This window comes from Proteus sp. LHD240705, assembly GCF_047921555.1.
Taxonomy (GTDB): domain Bacteria; phylum Pseudomonadota; class Gammaproteobacteria; order Enterobacterales; family Enterobacteriaceae; genus Proteus.
Genome location: NZ_JBLRMI010000005.1, coordinates 52,964 through 69,748, shown reverse-complemented (window position 1 = coordinate 69,748; position 16,785 = coordinate 52,964). Strand labels below are relative to the sequence as shown.

Genomic DNA, 16,785 nt, shown 5'->3' with positions numbered 1-16,785 from the left:
CACTTTCCTTTATTTACCTTTAAATGTTTTGTCTGCATTCTCGCAGTAGGTTAAAAGGAGAAATAAATGAACAATAACATGGATATAAGCCTAAGTAGGGCACATCAGCAAGAGGGCGAATTTGGTATAAGCTTACTTGAAATATTGGTTGTGATGATGATAGTTTCTATTTTAAGCTATTTATCAATTCCTGCTTATCAGCATTTTACTTACCAGCGTCAGTTACTGCATAGCGTGCGTGAAACCATTGCTTTTCTTTCTTATCAGCAACAACAAGCTCTATTATTTAATGTAAGAATTAAAATTACGCTTTTGTTATCACCAAATAATAAAATAATTGCGACTCCTCTTCATTCTCGCCATTTATCAGAGCAACAAGATATTTTTCAATTAGCTTCAGGCATTCAACTTAAGCAATCAACAGTTTCAAACTTTACGTTTGGTGGAATTCGTCAAACGTTAAAACCCATGAGCTTTGTTCTTCACAGTGTAGAAGGCGAAGTGAAAATTATTATTTCATCATTAGGCAGAATAAGAGCATGTAGTCAGAGCATGAAGGCATTTCCATCATGTTGAAACGATCTGGAATTTCATTTTCGTCTGGCATGATGTTGATGGAATGCCTTTTTGCTATCGCGATAAGTGGGGTTTTATTTCTATGTATCAGTCGGGCTTATCCTCAAATAATGAACACACTGATCTATTCTTACCAACAATACCAGTTAGATATTTTTTTAAGAGAACGGTTATTGGTGTTAGAAGCACAATTAAGACGCACAGGGTATTGTTATGACAGTTGTGTTAATACGTTGAAGCCAAACGGCTTGGCTGAGTCTTCTTTAAAGATAGGACAATACCCCCTTCAAGAGAAAAACTCCTGCGTTATTTTTGCTTACGACATAAACAGCAATGGCAAATGGGAACCGCCTTCTTCAAAAGAGAGTGATTATTTTGGATACCGTCTTAAAAATGGACAACTAGAACAACGAAGAGGAGTCAAAGATTGCGCCTCTTCAGGATGGCAACGTTTTTTTGAGAGTAATGAAATTGAGGTGACTGAATTTACTTTGCGTTCTTATTCAAAGCCCCATTTAATAAAAGGGATGTCTCTTTTTTATCTTTCAGTTTCTTTAAAATTTCATTTAAAACAAAATCATAAAGTGAAGTCGCATTATCAAAATATCATGCGTTTAAGGAATGTGACCTTGTTATGAATACCGATTTTACATATAGAAAAGATGAACAGGGGTTTGCAAGTTTATTGATGGTAATGGGTTTTGTTGTGATGAGTTTATCTGTACTTGGAAACTTTGCTTATCATTACAGGCAGTCTCAACAAATAGTGATGCAAGAGTTACAAGCACGACAGGCTTTTTTATTTGCTGAATCTGCATTGCAGTGGGGGATTGCACTTAATTGGGATCTTTCATCAACTCGATTAAATAAATGGCAATGTCATACTTTTCATGCAAATCCTAAAATAAAAAGCTGCCTACTTTTGCTCTCTCTAGATAAGGGCTTACTTCAAGGACAAGCAGAAAGCTTAAAAGGTTATAAAATATATCATTACCAATGGGTTAGTATCTTAAAGGATAAAAATAGAACAATAACTATTCATCCAAGCGGATGGCTAGATTATTGCCCATTAGTGCATAAGGAGTGTGTGTTATAGATAATATTCAAAATAAATCAGAAAGTGGCTCTATATTACTTAATACAATGTTTATATTGCTGTTTTTTAATATTAGTTTTGTCGCTATTATAGCGTATAGTCAATCATTAAAAGCTGATTTTCAGCAGCTAATTCAAATTCAGCAGTCAGGGCAGGAACTTTTTGTTTTATTTGAACAAATGTCTGATAAATCACCTGATTATTTCGCATCTAACCCCAAAATAATGACACGCTCACTTTTACAGTCTGAAGGTTGTCAGCAAATAGAAGGTTATGTTGCCAATAATGTATTACCCGAAATAAGGCTGTATTACTGGTCATGCTATTAATAAGATGAGGATCTGATGTTTCATATATATCACTCAAATCAGTTGTCATTACTAAAGTCACTTATGGTGCACTTTATGCAGACCAGGCCACTTTCTTCTCCTTTTGAACAAGAAGTGATCCTTGTACAAAGCCCTGGAATGTCTCAATGGTTGCAAATCCAGCTTGCCGAAAGCTTGGGTATTGCTGCTAATATCCGTTATCCATTACCAGCAACCTTTATTTGGGAAATGTTTACTCGGGTATTATCAGGTATACCTAAAGAAAGCGCTTTTTCTAAAGATGCGATGACATGGAAATTAATGGCATTACTTCCTGAATTTTTGCCTAATGAAGAATTTAAACCCTTACTGCATTACCTTGATGATGATGAAGATAAACGTAAACTTCACCAGTTAGCAGGACGTGTAGCTGACTTATTTGACCAATATTTAGTTTATCGTTCAGATTGGTTAGCTTCGTGGGAAAATGATGAGTTAATCGAAGGGTTGAGTGAAAATCAACGCTGGCAAAAAATATTGTGGGTAGCATTACAGCAATACACAAAAGATCTTAATCAGCCTCAATGGCACCGTTCTAACCTTTATCAGCAATTTATTTCGACTTTAAATAATGCAAAAGAAGGGGAGCTTCAACACTGTTTTCCACCTCGTATTTTTATTTGTGGGATTTCGGCTCTACCTCAAGTTTATTTGCAGGCATTACAAGCGATAGGGCGTCATACTGAGATCTATTTACTCTTTACTAATCCTTGCCGTTACTATTGGGGAGATATTCAAGATCCTAAATTTCTCTCTCGTCTTAATAGCAGAAAGCCACGCCATTATAAGCAATTGCATGAATCGCCTTGGTTTAAAGATGAAAAAAATGCTTCTTCGTTATTTAATGATGAGGGCGAGCAAAACATCGGTAATCCGCTATTAGCATCATGGGGAAAACTAGGTAAAGATAATCTTTATTTCCTCTCTGAACTTGAATATACCGATGTGTTAGATGCGTTTGTTGAGATCCCAAGAGATAATTTACTTCATCAATTACAAGCAGATATTCTTGATTTAGAAGATTTTTCGCAATTAGGTACAACACTTGAAACTTATGAGTGTAGTGAAAATAAACGAGTGATTTCACCAGATGATCACTCACTGACTTTCCATGCAAGCCATAGCCCACAGCGCGAAGTCGAAGTACTGCAAGACCAATTACTGTATTTATTAGAACAAGATCCTGAATTGTTACCGCGCGATATTATTGTGATGGTTGCGGATATCGATAGCTATACACCTTATATTCAAGCAGTGTTTGGTAATGCACCTTCAGAACGTTATCTTCCTTTTGCTATTTCAGATAGAAAAGCGCGTCAAGCGCACCCTGTATTACAGGCTTTTATTACGTTGCTAGAACTTCCTCAAAGTCGTTTTACCGCTGAACAAGTGTTGGCACTGCTTGAAGTCCCTGCTTTAGCAGGGCATTTTTCTATTTTTGAAAATGAACTAAAACTACTACGTCGTTGGGTTGATGAGTCAGGCATACGCTGGGGATTAGATGATGAGAATGTGGCTTCATTCTTATTGCCAATCACGGGCAAAAATACATGGGAGTTTGGCTTACTGCGCATGTTGCTTGGTTATGCGATGGAAAGTGAAAATGGTCCTTGGAAAGGTGTGCTTCCTTATGATGAATCCAGTGGATTAGTTGCGGAGCTTGCAGGGCATCTCGCTGATTTTCTTTATACATTAAGTGATTGGCGTACACGTTTAAGTGAAACTCGTTCATTAGAATCATGGCTAGAAGTTGGACAACAATTAGTTGATGCCTTTTTTGAGTCTGATGAGGAAACGGAATTAGTTTTAGTGCTTATTATCCAACAATGGCAAAAAGTGATTGAAAATGGATTGAAAGCGCAATATCAAAATGAAATTCCGCTAGTCCTTATTCGGGATGAATTAACAGTACGGTTCGATGATGAAAAAATTAGTCAGCGTTTTTTAGCTGGCAGCATTAATTTCTGTACACTAATGCCTATGCGCTCCATTCCCTTTAAAGCAGTGTGTTTATTAGGTATGAACGATGGTATTTATCCTCGTAATATTCAGCCGTTAGGATTTGATTTAATGGCGGAAAAACGCCGTCGTGGTGATAGAAAACGTCGTGATGATGACCGCTATTTATTCCTTGAAGCGCTTAGCTCAGCTGAAAAATACCTTTATATCAGCTATATCGGAAAATCGATACGTGACGATCGAGAATGCAATCCATCAGTTTTAATCAAAGAGTTACAAGATTATATTGGGCAAAATTTCCGTTTACCGGAGGATGATGAACTCAATGTCGATGACAGTGCGGCTCGTATAAATCAGCATCTATTAACACAACATAGCCGTGTTCCTTTTGCTCAAGAAAATTTCCAAATAGGCGCTTTCTTTCGTTCTTATGCCTCTGAATGGCTGCCTGCTGCCAGTGGGCAGGGAATGGTTCATCAAACTTTTACCGAGCCACTAAACGATGATGACACAATAGATCAAGTCTCTGTTGATGCGCTTGCACGTTTTTATCGTCATCCTATTCGTGCATTCTTCCAACAAAGATTAAAAATAAACTTTGTTATTGAAGAAACAGAATTACCCGAAGAAGAGCCATTTGTGATAAATGCTCTTCAACGTTATCTATTGAATCAATGGTTATTAAAAGCATTGATTGATCAAACTTCAACAGAAGCTTTGTTTGAGCGTATCAAAGCAGCAGGTCAACTTCCTGCAAGTGCATTTGGTCAAATTTATTGGGAGCAGCAAATAGAAGAGTTACTTCCTTTAGCTGAAAAGATAAGAAGTGAACGATTAGCTACACATTCTGTCACATTAGAGCAAAGCTTTAGTGCAATGCCATTGATTGGTCGTTTAAATGAGGTACAAGCTGATGGTTTATTACGTTGGCGACCTGCCAGCTTAACCGCTAATGACTTATTGCAGCTGTGGATTGAGCACCTAGTTTATTGTTTGAAACAGGGAACGGGTGAGAGTCGGTTTTACGGCAGAAAAGAGACTCAATGGTGTTTATTACCAGTTGATCCTGAATTTGCCTATTCAACGTTAGACAAGTTAATCAGTGACTATAAACAAGGGTTAAACAGCCCATTAGCGCTATTTGCGAAAAGTGGCTGGGCTTGGTTACAAGCTTGCTATGATAAAAAATCACAAGAGTTTTTACTTGATGATGAAGAGACACTTGAGAAAGCAGAATTAGTACTGATGCAACATTTAACGGATAGCTATAATCGAGATGGTGAAATGAGTGATATGTATGTTCAGCGTGCTTTCTCTCAATTAGACGAGCCTTTTTTACAAACGGTCAAACAGACGGCATTAACAATATTTAAACCAATAATTCCATTTCTGAAAAAATAAGGGAGCTCATATCAGATGAGAAAGTACTGCTCGCAACTATGGATCATGTTGCTATTGATGCTAGTGAGTATCAACAGCTTTGCCGCTGATCCACTCTGGCAAGTATTGCCTGATAGCATTGAAAAAAGTGAGAGCGATCCACGGCAATATCAAGCGATTAAACTACCTAATGAAATGACAGTATTACTGGTTTCTGATGAAAAAGCAGTTAAATCATTAACGGCAGTTGCGCTACCTGTTGGCGCATTAGAAGATCCTGATAGTCAGCAAGGTCTTGCGCACTATTTAGAACATATGGTGTTAATGGGATCGGTGAAATATCCTCAATCAGGCAGCATGTCTGAGTTCTTACAAAAGAATGGTGGCTCTCATAATGCGAGTACAACGACTTATCGTACTGCATTCTATTTAGAAGTGGAAAATAGTGCCATTAATGAAGCGGTTGATCGACTTGCTGATGCTTTAGCTGAACCTTTACTTGATCCTAAAAATGCAGATCGTGAACGTAATGCTGTTAATGCAGAATTAACTATGGCGCGCGCGCGCGATGGTATGCGTTTTTGGCAAGTCAGGGCAGAAACCTTAAACCCTGCTCATCCAAGTTCCCGTTTTATGGGCGGAAATTTAGAAACGCTGAGTGATAAGCCAAACAGTAAATTACAAGATGAATTAATTAAATTTTATCAAACGCACTATTCTGGCAACTTAATGAATGGGGTAATTTACAGTAATAAGTCACTTGATGAATTATCTAAATTAGCCGCAGACACTTTCGCTCGTATCCCGAATAAAAAGGCAGATGTGCCTGTCACCACTGTACCTGCTATGACGGATAAAGAAAAAGGGTTAATGATCCACTTAGTACCGGCTCAACCGCAAAAGACTTTACAAATTGAGTTTGGTATAGATAACAACGTTGCTGATTTTCGCAGTAAAACGGACGAATACATTGGCTATTTAATTGGTAATCGTAGTTCAGGCACTTTAGCAACATGGTTACAAGACCAAGGTTTAGCCGAAAATATTAGTGCGTTCTCAGAGCCCTATATTGATCGTAACCAAGGCTCGTTTACCATTTATGTTTCGTTAACCGATAAAGGGTTAGCGCAAAAAGACAAAGTGATTTCCGCTATCTTTTCGTACATTCGTTTAATTCAAACAGAAGGTATCAGTCAGCGTTACTTTGATGAAATTGCGAATGTATTGGATCTCTCATTCCGTTATGGCTCTATTGTAAGAGATATGAATTACATAGAAGGCATTTCGGATATGATGCTGCGTTATCCAGTCAAAAATATCCTTAATGCAGACTATATCGCTGATAATTATGAGCCTTCAGCTATCCTTTCACGTCTTGATTCACTGACACCAGAGAAGGCTCGTATTTGGGTAATAAGTCCTAATGAACCTTCTAACAAACAAGCTTACTTTGTTAACGCGCCTTATCAGGTTGATAAAATCACAGATAAGCAATTAAAAACATGGCAAACATTATCAGATGATATTTCATTATCATTGCCAGCACTTAACCCTTACATCCCTGATAATCTTTCACTGATTGATGCGGACAGTAAAATCATCAAACCACAATTGTTGTGGCAGGATAAAAGTGCTCGTCTGTTCTATATGCCATCACACTATTTTTCTGATGAACCGAAAGCGAGTGTGACATTAAGTTTGGTGAATAAAAAATCGGATATCACTGTTAAGCAACAAGTGACACAAACTTTAACAGACTATCTTGCAGGTCTAGCATTAAGTGAATTATCTTACCAAGCTTCTGTTGCGGGAATGAATATCTCATCTACATCAGGACAAGGTATTGATTTTTCAATGAATGGTTATACGCAACATTTACCAGAACTTGTTAATGCGACACTGAAAAGCTATATGAATTTTGAGTCAACTCAAGAAGAGCTAGATCAAGCAAAATCTTGGTATCGTGAACAACTTGAAGTGACCCATAACTTAAAAGCATTTGAAGCAGCTATGCTACCAGCTCGTCGATTAAATACGATCCCGTACTATGAAGAAGCTGACAAACTCAAAGCATTAGAGTCAATTACACTGCAAGATATTATTGATAATCGCCGTGAAGTCATTAAAAACGCGGCACTTCAAGCGCTGATTATTGGTAACTTAACGCCAGAGCAAAGCCGCAATATTGCTAAATCTGCACACGAATTATTAGGTAATCAAGGCACAGAATATTGGATCGGTGAAACATTAGTATTCAATAAATTAAATGCAGTTGAATTCCAAAATAAATCGAAGAGCACAGATAACGCATTAGGTGAGCTTTATATCCCAACGGGTTATAGCCGCCTTGAAGGTCAGGCAATTTCTTCAGTGTTATCGTCTATTATCAAACCTTGGTTCTATGATCAATTAAGAACAGAAGAGCAACTTGGTTATGCTGTATTTGCTTATCAAGCTACTATGGGTGAGCAATCAGGTATTGGCTTTTTACTGCAAAGTAATGCAAAACCGCCTGTCTATTTAAATGAGCGCTATAACGCATTTTATCAACAAGCTTACGAGCGTTTGAAAAAAATGAAAGAGGCTGATTTTAATCAGTATAAACAAGCGATTATTACCGAAGTTAAACAGCCACCTCAAACATTCTATGAAGAAGTTTCTCTTTATCGAAATGACTTCCATCGTAATAACTTAAAATATGATGGACGTGAAAAATTCTTAGCTGAGCTTAATAAAGTAACGTTAAAACAAGCTATTGAGTTTTATGAAAAAGCAATTATAAAACCAAACGGATTTATTTTTGTTTCTCAAATTATTGGTAAAGATGGCAAAGATGCTGATTACGCCGAAAATAAACAATGGAAACGTTATGCTACGGTAAGTGAATTACAAAAAACCTTACCTATTGAGGAAATTAAAGAGTGAGTGAAGTGATACAGGCACAGCCATTAAACCCGTATACACTCCCTCTGTACCAAAGACGCCTCATCGAGGCGTCAGCAGGAACAGGGAAAACTTATACAATAGGGTTGTTGTATTTACGGTTGCTTCTTGGATTAGGCGGAGAGTCTGCATTCTACCGCCCTCTCAGTGTTGAAGAGATTTTAGTTGTGACATTTACGGATGCGGCGACAGATGAATTACGAGCCCGTATTCGTAAAAATATCCATGAACTAAGACTTGCCTGTATCCGTCATGATGTTGAAAGTAGTGATAACGCTTACCACGAATTACTTAAACAAATCCCGAATAAAGAGCTGGCTGCACAGTGGTTGTTAGAAGCAGAACGACAAATGGATGAAGCGGCTATTTATACTATTCATGGCTTTTGCCAGCGTATGTTGGCAAACAATGCATTTGAATCAGGAGTCTTGTTTGAACAAGTCTTGATCCAAGATGAATATGAGCTTAAAAAACGGGTATGTGCTGACTTTTGGCGCCGTCATTGTTATCCACTTTCTTATGATGTTGCTAATGCAGTAAGCCAGATTTGGTCTGGCCCTGAACAGCTACTTTATGAAATACAGCCTTATTTACAAGGTGAAATGCCTGAAATCGAAGGTGTGGCATTAGACAGTGAAAATGAATCAGTCAAAGAGCGTCATCAAGCGGTTATTGAAGCAATTAACAAGGTAAAAACTCGTTGGCATGAACATCATCATGAAGTTGAAGCATGGATAACCGCTTCAGGTGTTGATAAACGTAGTTATAGCAGTCGTTTCTTACCTAAATGGATTGAAGAAATTACTCTGTGGGCATCAACATTAGAAACGAAAAGCTATCAATTACCTGATTGTTTGGTTCGTTTTTCTCAAGAAATGCTGAATGAAAAGGCAACGAAAGGCCCAGCACCAGAGCATATTCTTTTTGTTGAAATTGAACGATTAACAAAGCAGAGCCTAACTCTGCGAGATGTTATTCTTGCCAACGCCATCCCTGAAATACGCCAAGGTATTGAAAATGAAAAGATGCGTCGTGGTGAAATGGGATTTGATGATTTATTAACACGTCTAGACAGAGCGTTAAAACGTGAAAGTGGCGAGGCTTTAGCGCAAGCTATTCGTGAACGTTATCCAGTTGCAATGATCGATGAATTCCAAGACACCGATCCTCAACAATATCGTATTTTTGATGCCATTTATGGTGAGCATGAAAATAGTGGTTTGCTGTTTATTGGTGATCCTAAACAGGCAATTTATGCTTTCCGTGGTGCGGATATTTTTACTTATATTCAAGCACGAAAGCAGACATCTCATCACTACACATTAAATACTAACTGGCGCTCTGCGCCGGGTATGGTGAATGCAGTTAACAAGCTTTTTATGCGTTCCAAGGCCCCATTTTTATTTGAACATATTCCTTTTATTGAAGTAAGTTCGGCTGAAAAAAACCAAGACATGGTCTTTATTTACCATGATGAGCCGATTTCGCCTTTTAATTTTTGGCTTGCTGAAGGCGAAAGTGTTTCTACGGGAAATTATGAGCAAATCATGGCAGCGCAATGTGCCGCACAAATTCGTGATTGGTTATCAGCAGGGGATCAGCAACAGGCTTGGCTGATTGAGCAAGGTGCAAGAAGAGCGGTTACGTCTGCTGATATTATGGTATTGGTGCGTAGCCGTAGAGAAGCGATACTGATCCGTGATGCACTGAATTTACTTTCAATACAATCCGTATTCTTATCCAATCGTGAAAGTGTATTTGAAACCAATGAAGCGAAAGATCTACTTTGGTTACTACAAGCGGTTGTAACACCAGAGAAAGAGCGTGTTTTAAGAGCCTCTTTAGCCAGCCGATTATTTGGTTTTAGCGCGAAGCAAATTGATAGCCTAAATCATGATGAACATCGCTGGAATAATTATGTAGAAAAATTTGCTGATTATTATGCATTATGGCAAAAGCGTGGTGTTTTACCAATGTTGCGTAAAATCATGATGGATAATCAAATTGCGGAAAATTTACTCGCAAGTATTGATGGTGAGCGCCGGCTTACAGATATCATGCATATTGGTGAATTATTACAAGAAACATCATTACAACTTGATAGTGAACACGCTCTTATTCGTTGGTTAGCACAACAGATTTCTCATCCTGATGCGCAATCTGAAAGTCAACAAATGCGCTTGGAAAGCGACCGAAATCTTGTGCGAATTTGTACTATTCATAAATCTAAAGGCCTTGAATATCCTATTGTTTGCTTACCTTTTGCTTGTAATTACCAAGAACAAAAAGGGGCGCTTTATCATGACAGAGAAAAATTTCACGCGAAATTAGATATTTTTAGCCGGCCTGAAAGCTTACGTTTAGCAGATGAAGAGCGCTTAGCTGAAGATTTACGCTTACTTTATGTGGCATTAACACGATCTAAATTCTGCTGTTATGTTGGTGTTGCTCCTCTTGTTAAAGGGACTAAACGTAAATCAGGGCTTACTGATCTGCATAAAAATGCTTTAGGGTATTTATTACAGCAAGGTGAAGAAGGCGATAGTGAATTATTACATCAATCAATTCACGCTTTATTAGATGATAATATCAGTGTAACAACGCTTGATAACATATCAGTACATCGCTATCAGCTTCAATTAATGGCAGAAACAAAACTTGAGGCCGCTATATTTAAACGTCAGATCCATGATAATTGGCGTATAACGAGTTATTCAGGATTAACCTATCAGCATTCAAATCGTAATTATCATTTTGATTTGGGTGATATTGAGGCTTTGGTGCAATCTATCGCACCAGGACTTGATACAGATGCTAAAGGTGAGAAGCAACAAGGAGAGGTTGATGAAAATTCTATTCATCATTTCCCTCGTGGTGCAGTAGCAGGAACATTCTTACATAGTTTGCTTGAAGTGTTGGATTTTTCGCAGCCTATTGATGAACTGTGGATACAAGGACAATTGACAGCTCAAGGCTTTGATGAAAAGTGGGCTCCTCTTTTAGTTACATGGATGGAAACGCTGTTTCATACGCCTCTTAATTCTCAAGGATTATGTCTTGCTGATATCCCAAAATCACAACAACTTGATGAATTACAATTCTATTTACCTATTGAGAAAGAAGTATCATCAGCTCAATTGACTCAATTAATAAGTCAGTTTGATCCTCTATCAAAACGTTGTCCTGCTTTGCAATTTCAACAAGTAGAAGGGATGCTCAAAGGCTTTATTGATTTAGTTTTTTCTTGGGAAGGTAAATACTATGTTGTGGATTATAAATCGAATTGGTTAGGTGGATCGAGTGAGGATTACACACAAGAAGCGATGATGAATGCAATGATGGATCATCGCTACGACTTGCAATATCAACTCTATACCTTAGCGTTACATCGTTTTTTACAGCAACGTATTCCTGATTATGATTATCGAACTCATTTTGGTGGTATTTATTATCTTTTTTTACGGGGTATAGATAAAGAACATCCCGGAAATGGGGTTTACGCTTATTTGCCTGATGAAGCTTTTGTTTTGGCGTTGGATTCATTATTTACAGGTAAAAGTAGCAAATCCGATGTAGTCGGTGAGAAATAAAAATGATCAAACTATTAGAACAAGCGATTACACAAAACTTATTACGACCTTTAGATCTCCGATTTGCACAAATGCTGGTTGAAGATGAAAACCCTATTTTACTATTTGTATTTGCTTATTTGAGTGCTCAAACTGGAGCGGGGCATGTTTGTTTACCATTGAGTATTATTCAAAAAGATCAACTGTTTGATGGTAGACAAAAAGAGTTTGCACAAGAAATTTGGCAAAAAATGGGTAAGCCTTCTGCTAAAAAAATAGTAGAAGAGTTGACTCATTGTCATTGCGTTAGTCAAAGTAACGATGATTCTCCTTTCCCCATTATTTTAGATAATGGACTTCTTTATCTACAAAGAATGTGGAGCTATGAAGAGAAAGTAGCGCAATTTTTTAGGCAAGAGCACTGCATTGTTGATATTGATGAAAATGAATTAATTAAGGTACTTAACCAGCTTTTTCCAGCAACGAAAGAAAGCCAAGAAACAAATTGGCAAAAAGTAGCTGCCAGTGTTGCTATCACAAGCCCCATTTCTATTATTTCAGGGGGGCCAGGAACGGGGAAAACCACGACAGTTGCTAAAATTTTAGCGGCTTTTGTGATGCTCACATCAAATGAGAAGCCCATTATTCAATTAGCGGCGCCAACTGGAAAAGCCGCTGCGAGATTAACGGAATCTTTAGGTAAGGCTTTGGCGCAACTTAATTTAAGCGAAGAAGAAAATAAGTGGATGCCAAAGCAGGCACAGACTATTCATCGTTTATTAGGGGCTCAGCCTGAAAGTCAGCAAGTGCGTTACCACAAAGATAATCCATTACAGCTTGATATTTTAGTTGTTGATGAAGCCTCAATGGTTGATTTACCCATGATGGCACGCTTGATTGATGCACTTCCATCAAAATGTCACGTCATTTTCTTAGGTGATAAAGACCAACTTGCTTCTGTTGAGGCAGGGGCTGTATTAGGTGATATTTGCCGTTTTTCTGAAGATGGTTTTAGTCAAAAAAGATTTGATCAGATTAATCACTTAACTCAAGGTGAATTGGTTAAATCTACTGATATTATTCCTGTTTCTCAAACTCCAGTGTCTGTTGTCAGTGATTCTCTGTGTCTATTACGTAAAAGCTACCGTTTTGGTGAAGATTCAGGGATAGGACAACTTGCTTTGGCGGTTAATAAAGGACAAACCAAAATTGCTATTGCGTTGTTGAAAAAAGCAGAGGTTAGCCCACAACAGCTTGAAATAGCATTAGAGCCTCAAGATGTGAGCTTTATTGCTTTAGAGTCAAAAGAAAGTTATTTACTGATGATACAAGATGCTGTTAATGCTTATCGAGAGTATCTCACTTTAGTTTCTCAAAAAGCATCACCTGATATTATTCTTAATGCATTTAACCAATACCGTTTATTGTGCGCACGAAGAGAAGGTCCTTTTGGTGTGAGTGGTTTAAATGACAGAATTGAAATGTTATTGCATCGCCAGCGATTGATCCGTCGTCCTACAAACAGTTATCAAAGTGATTATATTGGTCGCCCAATTATGATCCAACGAAATGACAGTACGTTAGGTCTGTTTAATGGTGATATTGGCATTATGCTCAATAACGATGAAGGTGAAATGAAAGCATTTTTCCAACTACCAGATGGAAAATTGAAAGCGATCCAACCTAGCCGATTACCACAACATGAAACTGCGTATGTAATGACGGTGCATAAATCACAAGGTTCGGAATTTACCCATACAGCATTAGTTCTTCCCGATAAATTTTCACCTGTTGTTAGTCGAGAATTGTTGTATACCGCATTAACACGCGCTAAACAGAAGCTTTCTCTTTATGCTTCAGAGTCTATGGTGAAAATGGCAATACAAACGCGTATTCAACGTCGAAGTGGATTAATTGATAAATTACGTTATTAGCGGTTAGTTAATAATGGAAAATAATAAAAGACAGGCATTGAGAGGGATACCTGTCTTTTTTGTGCTTGGTAATTACTCTTTATGTAAGTCTAAAATTAAAATTTTAGAACGGCGTTGGTAATTATAGAGTGCTTGTTTTTCAATGGGTAATTTATCAATTTCAGCGGGTTCAAATCCTTTTTCTTGAAACCAGTGTATGCTACGAGTTGTTAGAACAAATAGCTTTTCTAACCCCAATTGCTTAGCATGCGCTGAAATGCGCTGTAGTAAAACCTCACCACGACAAGAGCTACGATAATCAGGATGCACTGCAACACAGGCCATTTCACCAATTTTTTCTGATGGATAAGGGTAGAGCGCTGCGCATGCGATAGTCATATTATCGCGTTCAATAATAGTGAATTGATCAATTTCAATTTCCAATTGTTCTCTTGAACGTCTGACTAAAATACCTTGCTGTTCTAATGGGCGAATAAGTTCGAGTATGCCACCAATATCATTAATATTTGCTCTACGAACTTTCTCTGCACTCTCCATGACGATTTGAGTACCAATACCATCACGAGAGAATAATTCTTGAATAAGCGCACCATCAGATTGATAACTTAATAAGTGGCTACGCTCTACACCACGACGACAGGCTTTAACAGCTCCCCGTAAGAATCTTACTGTGCCTGAGTGATAATCGCCTTCTGTTTGTAGCTCTCGAATTTTATCTTCAGCTTGATTAGGCAGCAGTTCAGAAACAATGTGACCTTCTTCATCGGTAACACCTTGGAATGAGCAAAAACCAATCAGCTTTTGTGCTTTAAGTTTTATCGCAAGCTGTGTTGCCACTTCTTCTGAGGTGAGATTAAAGCTTTCACCAGTAACAGACACTGCAACTGGGCCAATTAATACAATAGCATTACTGTCTAACTGGCGATGAATAGCTTCTTCATCGATACGACGAATTTTTCCGCTATGACAATAATCAACGCCATCATCAACCCCTAATGGCTGTGCGATAACAAAGTTACCACTAACAACATTAATATGCGCACCTTGTAATGGCGTATTGCTTAAACTCATTGATAGGCGAGCCGTAATATCAAGTTGCAATGTACCCGCAGCTTGTTTAACGATTTCTAAGGTTTTGCTATCTGTGATGCGCGTATATTTATGATAAATCGGAGATACTTTTTGTATTTCAAGAGCAGTATCAATTTGTGGGCGAGCACCATAAACAACCACTAAACGAATGCCTAGGCTGTGTAACAACCCAATATCATTAATGATAGATGGGAAGTTTTCGTGAGCAATGGCTTCGCCACCTAGCATAATGACAAATGTTTTGCCTCTATGTGCATTAATATACGGAACCGAGTGGCGAAATCCATCGACCAATTCGGTGCTACGCTCTTTCATAAAACCCTCTCAAGTGAATTTTTATTCGAATTTAATGTATTTTTATTCTTTTTGGAGAGGAATGGCAAGTAAAATCCTATCTTATTGTTTTCCCTGAAGGCAGAATATTCGTGTAAAAGTGAGTAATTGTGCTGTTTTTAAGTGACAGTGAAGTGTGGATTGGGTAAAGTTTTTCGTTCTTAACTTTTTTTATCTCTTTTTAGAGTTTATTGACGTTAATCGTTTTTTTGGAATATTTTCATGAGTCATTCTGAGCACAATCAAACTCGTCGTCGTCTTGTTAAAGGAATTGGCGCGTTATTATTGTTAAGTATTAGTCCTGTTGGTCTTGCAGCCACAGCATCTATTGTTGCTGTGAGGGTTTGGCCTGCCTCGACTTATACTCGCGTGACTATAGAATCCAGTACACCACTGAAATATCGTCAGTTTGCATTGTCAAACCCTGAACGTATTGTGGTGGATTTAGAAGGTATTCAACTTAATAGCGTATTGAAAGGTGTTGCTAATCAAGTTCAGACTAGCGATCCGTATTTAAAACTTATTCGGGTTGGTCAAAATACACCTAAAACAGTGCGACTGGTATTTGAAGTAAAAACGCCTGTACAACCACAAATGTTTACGCTTAAACCTGTGGCTGAATTTAAAAACCGTTTAGTGCTAGATTTCTACCCAAGTCATGGGGCTGATACTGAAGATGATCCACTATTAGCACTATTGCGTGAATATAACGACGGTGATTTACAACAAGCTGTACCCGCACAAACAGACACACGTAAACCTGGCAGAGCGGGGCGTGATAGGCCGATTATTATCATGATCGATCCTGGTCATGGTGGAGAAGATCCGGGAGCAATCGGCAAATATAAAACTCGTGAAAAAGATGTGGTTTTACAAATTGCTCGTCGCTTAAGAACGCTTATTGATAAAGATGCCAAAATGAAGGCGTATATGACACGTAATGAAGATGTCTTTATTCCATTGACTGTACGTGTTGCTAAAGCGCGAAAAATGCAGGCAGATTTATTTGTCTCTATCCATGCTGATGCATTTACAAACCGCTCTGCAAGAGGTTCATCTGTTTTTGCATTATCAAAAACCGGCGCAACCAGTAATACAGCGCGTTATCTTGCTCAAACACAAAATGAGTCTGACTTAATTGGTGGGGTGAGTAAAAGTGGTGACCGTTACGTTGACCATGCAATGCTTGATCTTGTGCAAACAGCCACTATCAACGACAGTCTGAAATTTGGTAGTGAAGTGCTTAAGCTGATGGGGGGGATTAATAAATTGCATAAAAATAAAGTCGATCAGGCTGGGTTTGCGGTATTAAAAGCGCCAGAAATTCCGTCAATTCTGGTTGAAACGGCCTTTATCAGTAATATCGAAGAAGAGAAAAAGCTGAAAACAGCAAAATTCCAGCAACAGATTGCAGAATCTATTTTCAAAGGTATCAAAGCTTATTTTGCTAATGGCGGTGAATTAACGTTAGCTGATCGTAGTTAAATTCTTTTTATACCTTCTTTTCATATTCCAGTAGAAAGTGAATATCATCT

The 16,785-nt window shown here is 38.1% G+C and carries 10 protein-coding genes; 8 read left to right on the top strand and 2 right to left on the bottom strand.

The window, feature by feature from the left end; genetic code table 11:
* The first annotated feature begins 66 nt into the window (after positions 1-66).
* The 3 genes from ACNART_RS11200 to ACNART_RS11190 are packed head-to-tail and all read left to right on the top strand — an operon-like array spanning position 67 to position 1,672.
* Entirely contained in the window at positions 67-576 is a 510-nt protein-coding gene (locus ACNART_RS11200) for a potassium:proton antiporter (protein ID WP_232797586.1), read from the top strand.
* On the top strand, positions 570-1,214 hold the full coding sequence (locus tag ACNART_RS11195; protein WP_198626197.1) for a prepilin peptidase-dependent protein: 645 nt from the start codon (positions 570-572) through the stop codon (positions 1,212-1,214). The genes ACNART_RS11200 and ACNART_RS11195 overlap by 7 nt, the downstream gene beginning before the upstream one ends.
* Positions 1,211-1,672: a DUF2509 family protein gene (locus ACNART_RS11190; RefSeq protein ID WP_198620951.1), complete on the top strand. Its 462-nt coding sequence runs from the start codon at positions 1,211-1,213 to the stop codon at positions 1,670-1,672. The genes ACNART_RS11195 and ACNART_RS11190 overlap by 4 nt, the downstream gene beginning before the upstream one ends.
* A gap of 87 nt (positions 1,673-1,759) precedes the next feature.
* Here ACNART_RS11190 and ACNART_RS11185 read toward each other — a convergent pair whose 3' ends face one another.
* Positions 1,760-1,882, bottom strand: coding sequence for a hypothetical protein (locus ACNART_RS11185; protein ID WP_269812639.1), 123 nt, complete (start codon positions 1,880-1,882; stop codon positions 1,760-1,762).
* A 134-nt stretch (positions 1,883-2,016) separates the two neighbouring features.
* On the opposite strand from ACNART_RS11185, the gene recC reads away from it, so the two are divergent.
* Genes recC through recD form a run of 4 tightly spaced genes read left to right on the top strand, consistent with a single transcriptional unit; the run spans position 2,017 to position 13,825 of the window.
* Positions 2,017-5,400, top strand: a complete 3,384-nt coding sequence (gene recC, locus ACNART_RS11180; protein WP_368927786.1) for an exodeoxyribonuclease V subunit gamma — start codon at positions 2,017-2,019, stop codon at positions 5,398-5,400.
* 15 nt (positions 5,401-5,415) lie between these two features.
* Positions 5,416-8,304 (top strand): pitrilysin, encoded by a 2,889-nt coding sequence (ptrA, locus tag ACNART_RS11175; RefSeq protein ID WP_368927785.1) that lies wholly within the window; start codon positions 5,416-5,418, stop codon positions 8,302-8,304.
* Positions 8,301-11,912 carry an exodeoxyribonuclease V subunit beta gene (gene recB / locus ACNART_RS11170; RefSeq protein ID WP_416303598.1) on the top strand — a complete coding sequence of 1,204 codons (3,612 nt, stop codon included), beginning with the start codon at positions 8,301-8,303 and terminating at the stop codon, positions 11,910-11,912. Before ptrA ends, recB begins: the two co-directional genes overlap by 4 nt.
* A 2-nt stretch (positions 11,913-11,914) precedes the next feature.
* Positions 11,915-13,825: an exodeoxyribonuclease V subunit alpha gene (gene recD / locus ACNART_RS11165; RefSeq protein ID WP_368927783.1), complete on the top strand. Its 1,911-nt coding sequence runs from the start codon at positions 11,915-11,917 to the stop codon at positions 13,823-13,825.
* A 72-nt stretch (positions 13,826-13,897) separates the two neighbouring features.
* On the opposite strand, the gene argA is transcribed toward recD, so the two are convergent.
* Positions 13,898-15,232 (bottom strand): amino-acid N-acetyltransferase, encoded by a 1,335-nt coding sequence (gene argA, locus ACNART_RS11160; RefSeq protein ID WP_368927782.1) that lies wholly within the window; start codon positions 15,230-15,232, stop codon positions 13,898-13,900.
* Positions 15,233-15,472: 240 nt separating this feature from the next.
* On the opposite strand from argA, the gene amiC reads away from it, so the two are divergent.
* Positions 15,473-16,735 carry an N-acetylmuramoyl-L-alanine amidase AmiC gene (gene amiC, locus ACNART_RS11155; protein ID WP_109373098.1) on the top strand — a complete coding sequence of 421 codons (1,263 nt, stop codon included), beginning with the start codon at positions 15,473-15,475 and terminating at the stop codon, positions 16,733-16,735.
* Positions 16,736-16,785: the final 50 nt, after the last annotated feature.

What these genes read in the sequence shown, in the direction of transcription:
- ACNART_RS11200 (WP_232797586.1), top strand. Translation starts at nt 67, where the DNA reads ATGAACAATAACATGGATATAAGCCTAAGTAGGGCACATCAGCAAGAG.
- ACNART_RS11195 (WP_198626197.1), top strand. Translation starts at nt 570, where the DNA reads ATGTTGAAACGATCTGGAATTTCATTTTCGTCTGGCATGATGTTGATG.
- ACNART_RS11190 (WP_198620951.1), top strand. Translation starts at nt 1,211, where the DNA reads ATGAATACCGATTTTACATATAGAAAAGATGAACAGGGGTTTGCAAGT.
- ACNART_RS11185 (WP_269812639.1), bottom strand. Translation starts at nt 1,882, where the DNA reads ATGCGAAATAATCAGGTGATTTATCAGACATTTGTTCAAATAAAACAA.
- recC (WP_368927786.1), top strand. Translation starts at nt 2,017, where the DNA reads ATGTTTCATATATATCACTCAAATCAGTTGTCATTACTAAAGTCACTT.
- ptrA (WP_368927785.1), top strand. Translation starts at nt 5,416, where the DNA reads ATGAGAAAGTACTGCTCGCAACTATGGATCATGTTGCTATTGATGCTA.
- recD (WP_368927783.1), top strand. Translation starts at nt 11,915, where the DNA reads ATGATCAAACTATTAGAACAAGCGATTACACAAAACTTATTACGACCT.
- argA (WP_368927782.1), bottom strand. Translation starts at nt 15,232, where the DNA reads ATGAAAGAGCGTAGCACCGAATTGGTCGATGGATTTCGCCACTCGGTT.
- amiC (WP_109373098.1), top strand. Translation starts at nt 15,473, where the DNA reads ATGAGTCATTCTGAGCACAATCAAACTCGTCGTCGTCTTGTTAAAGGA.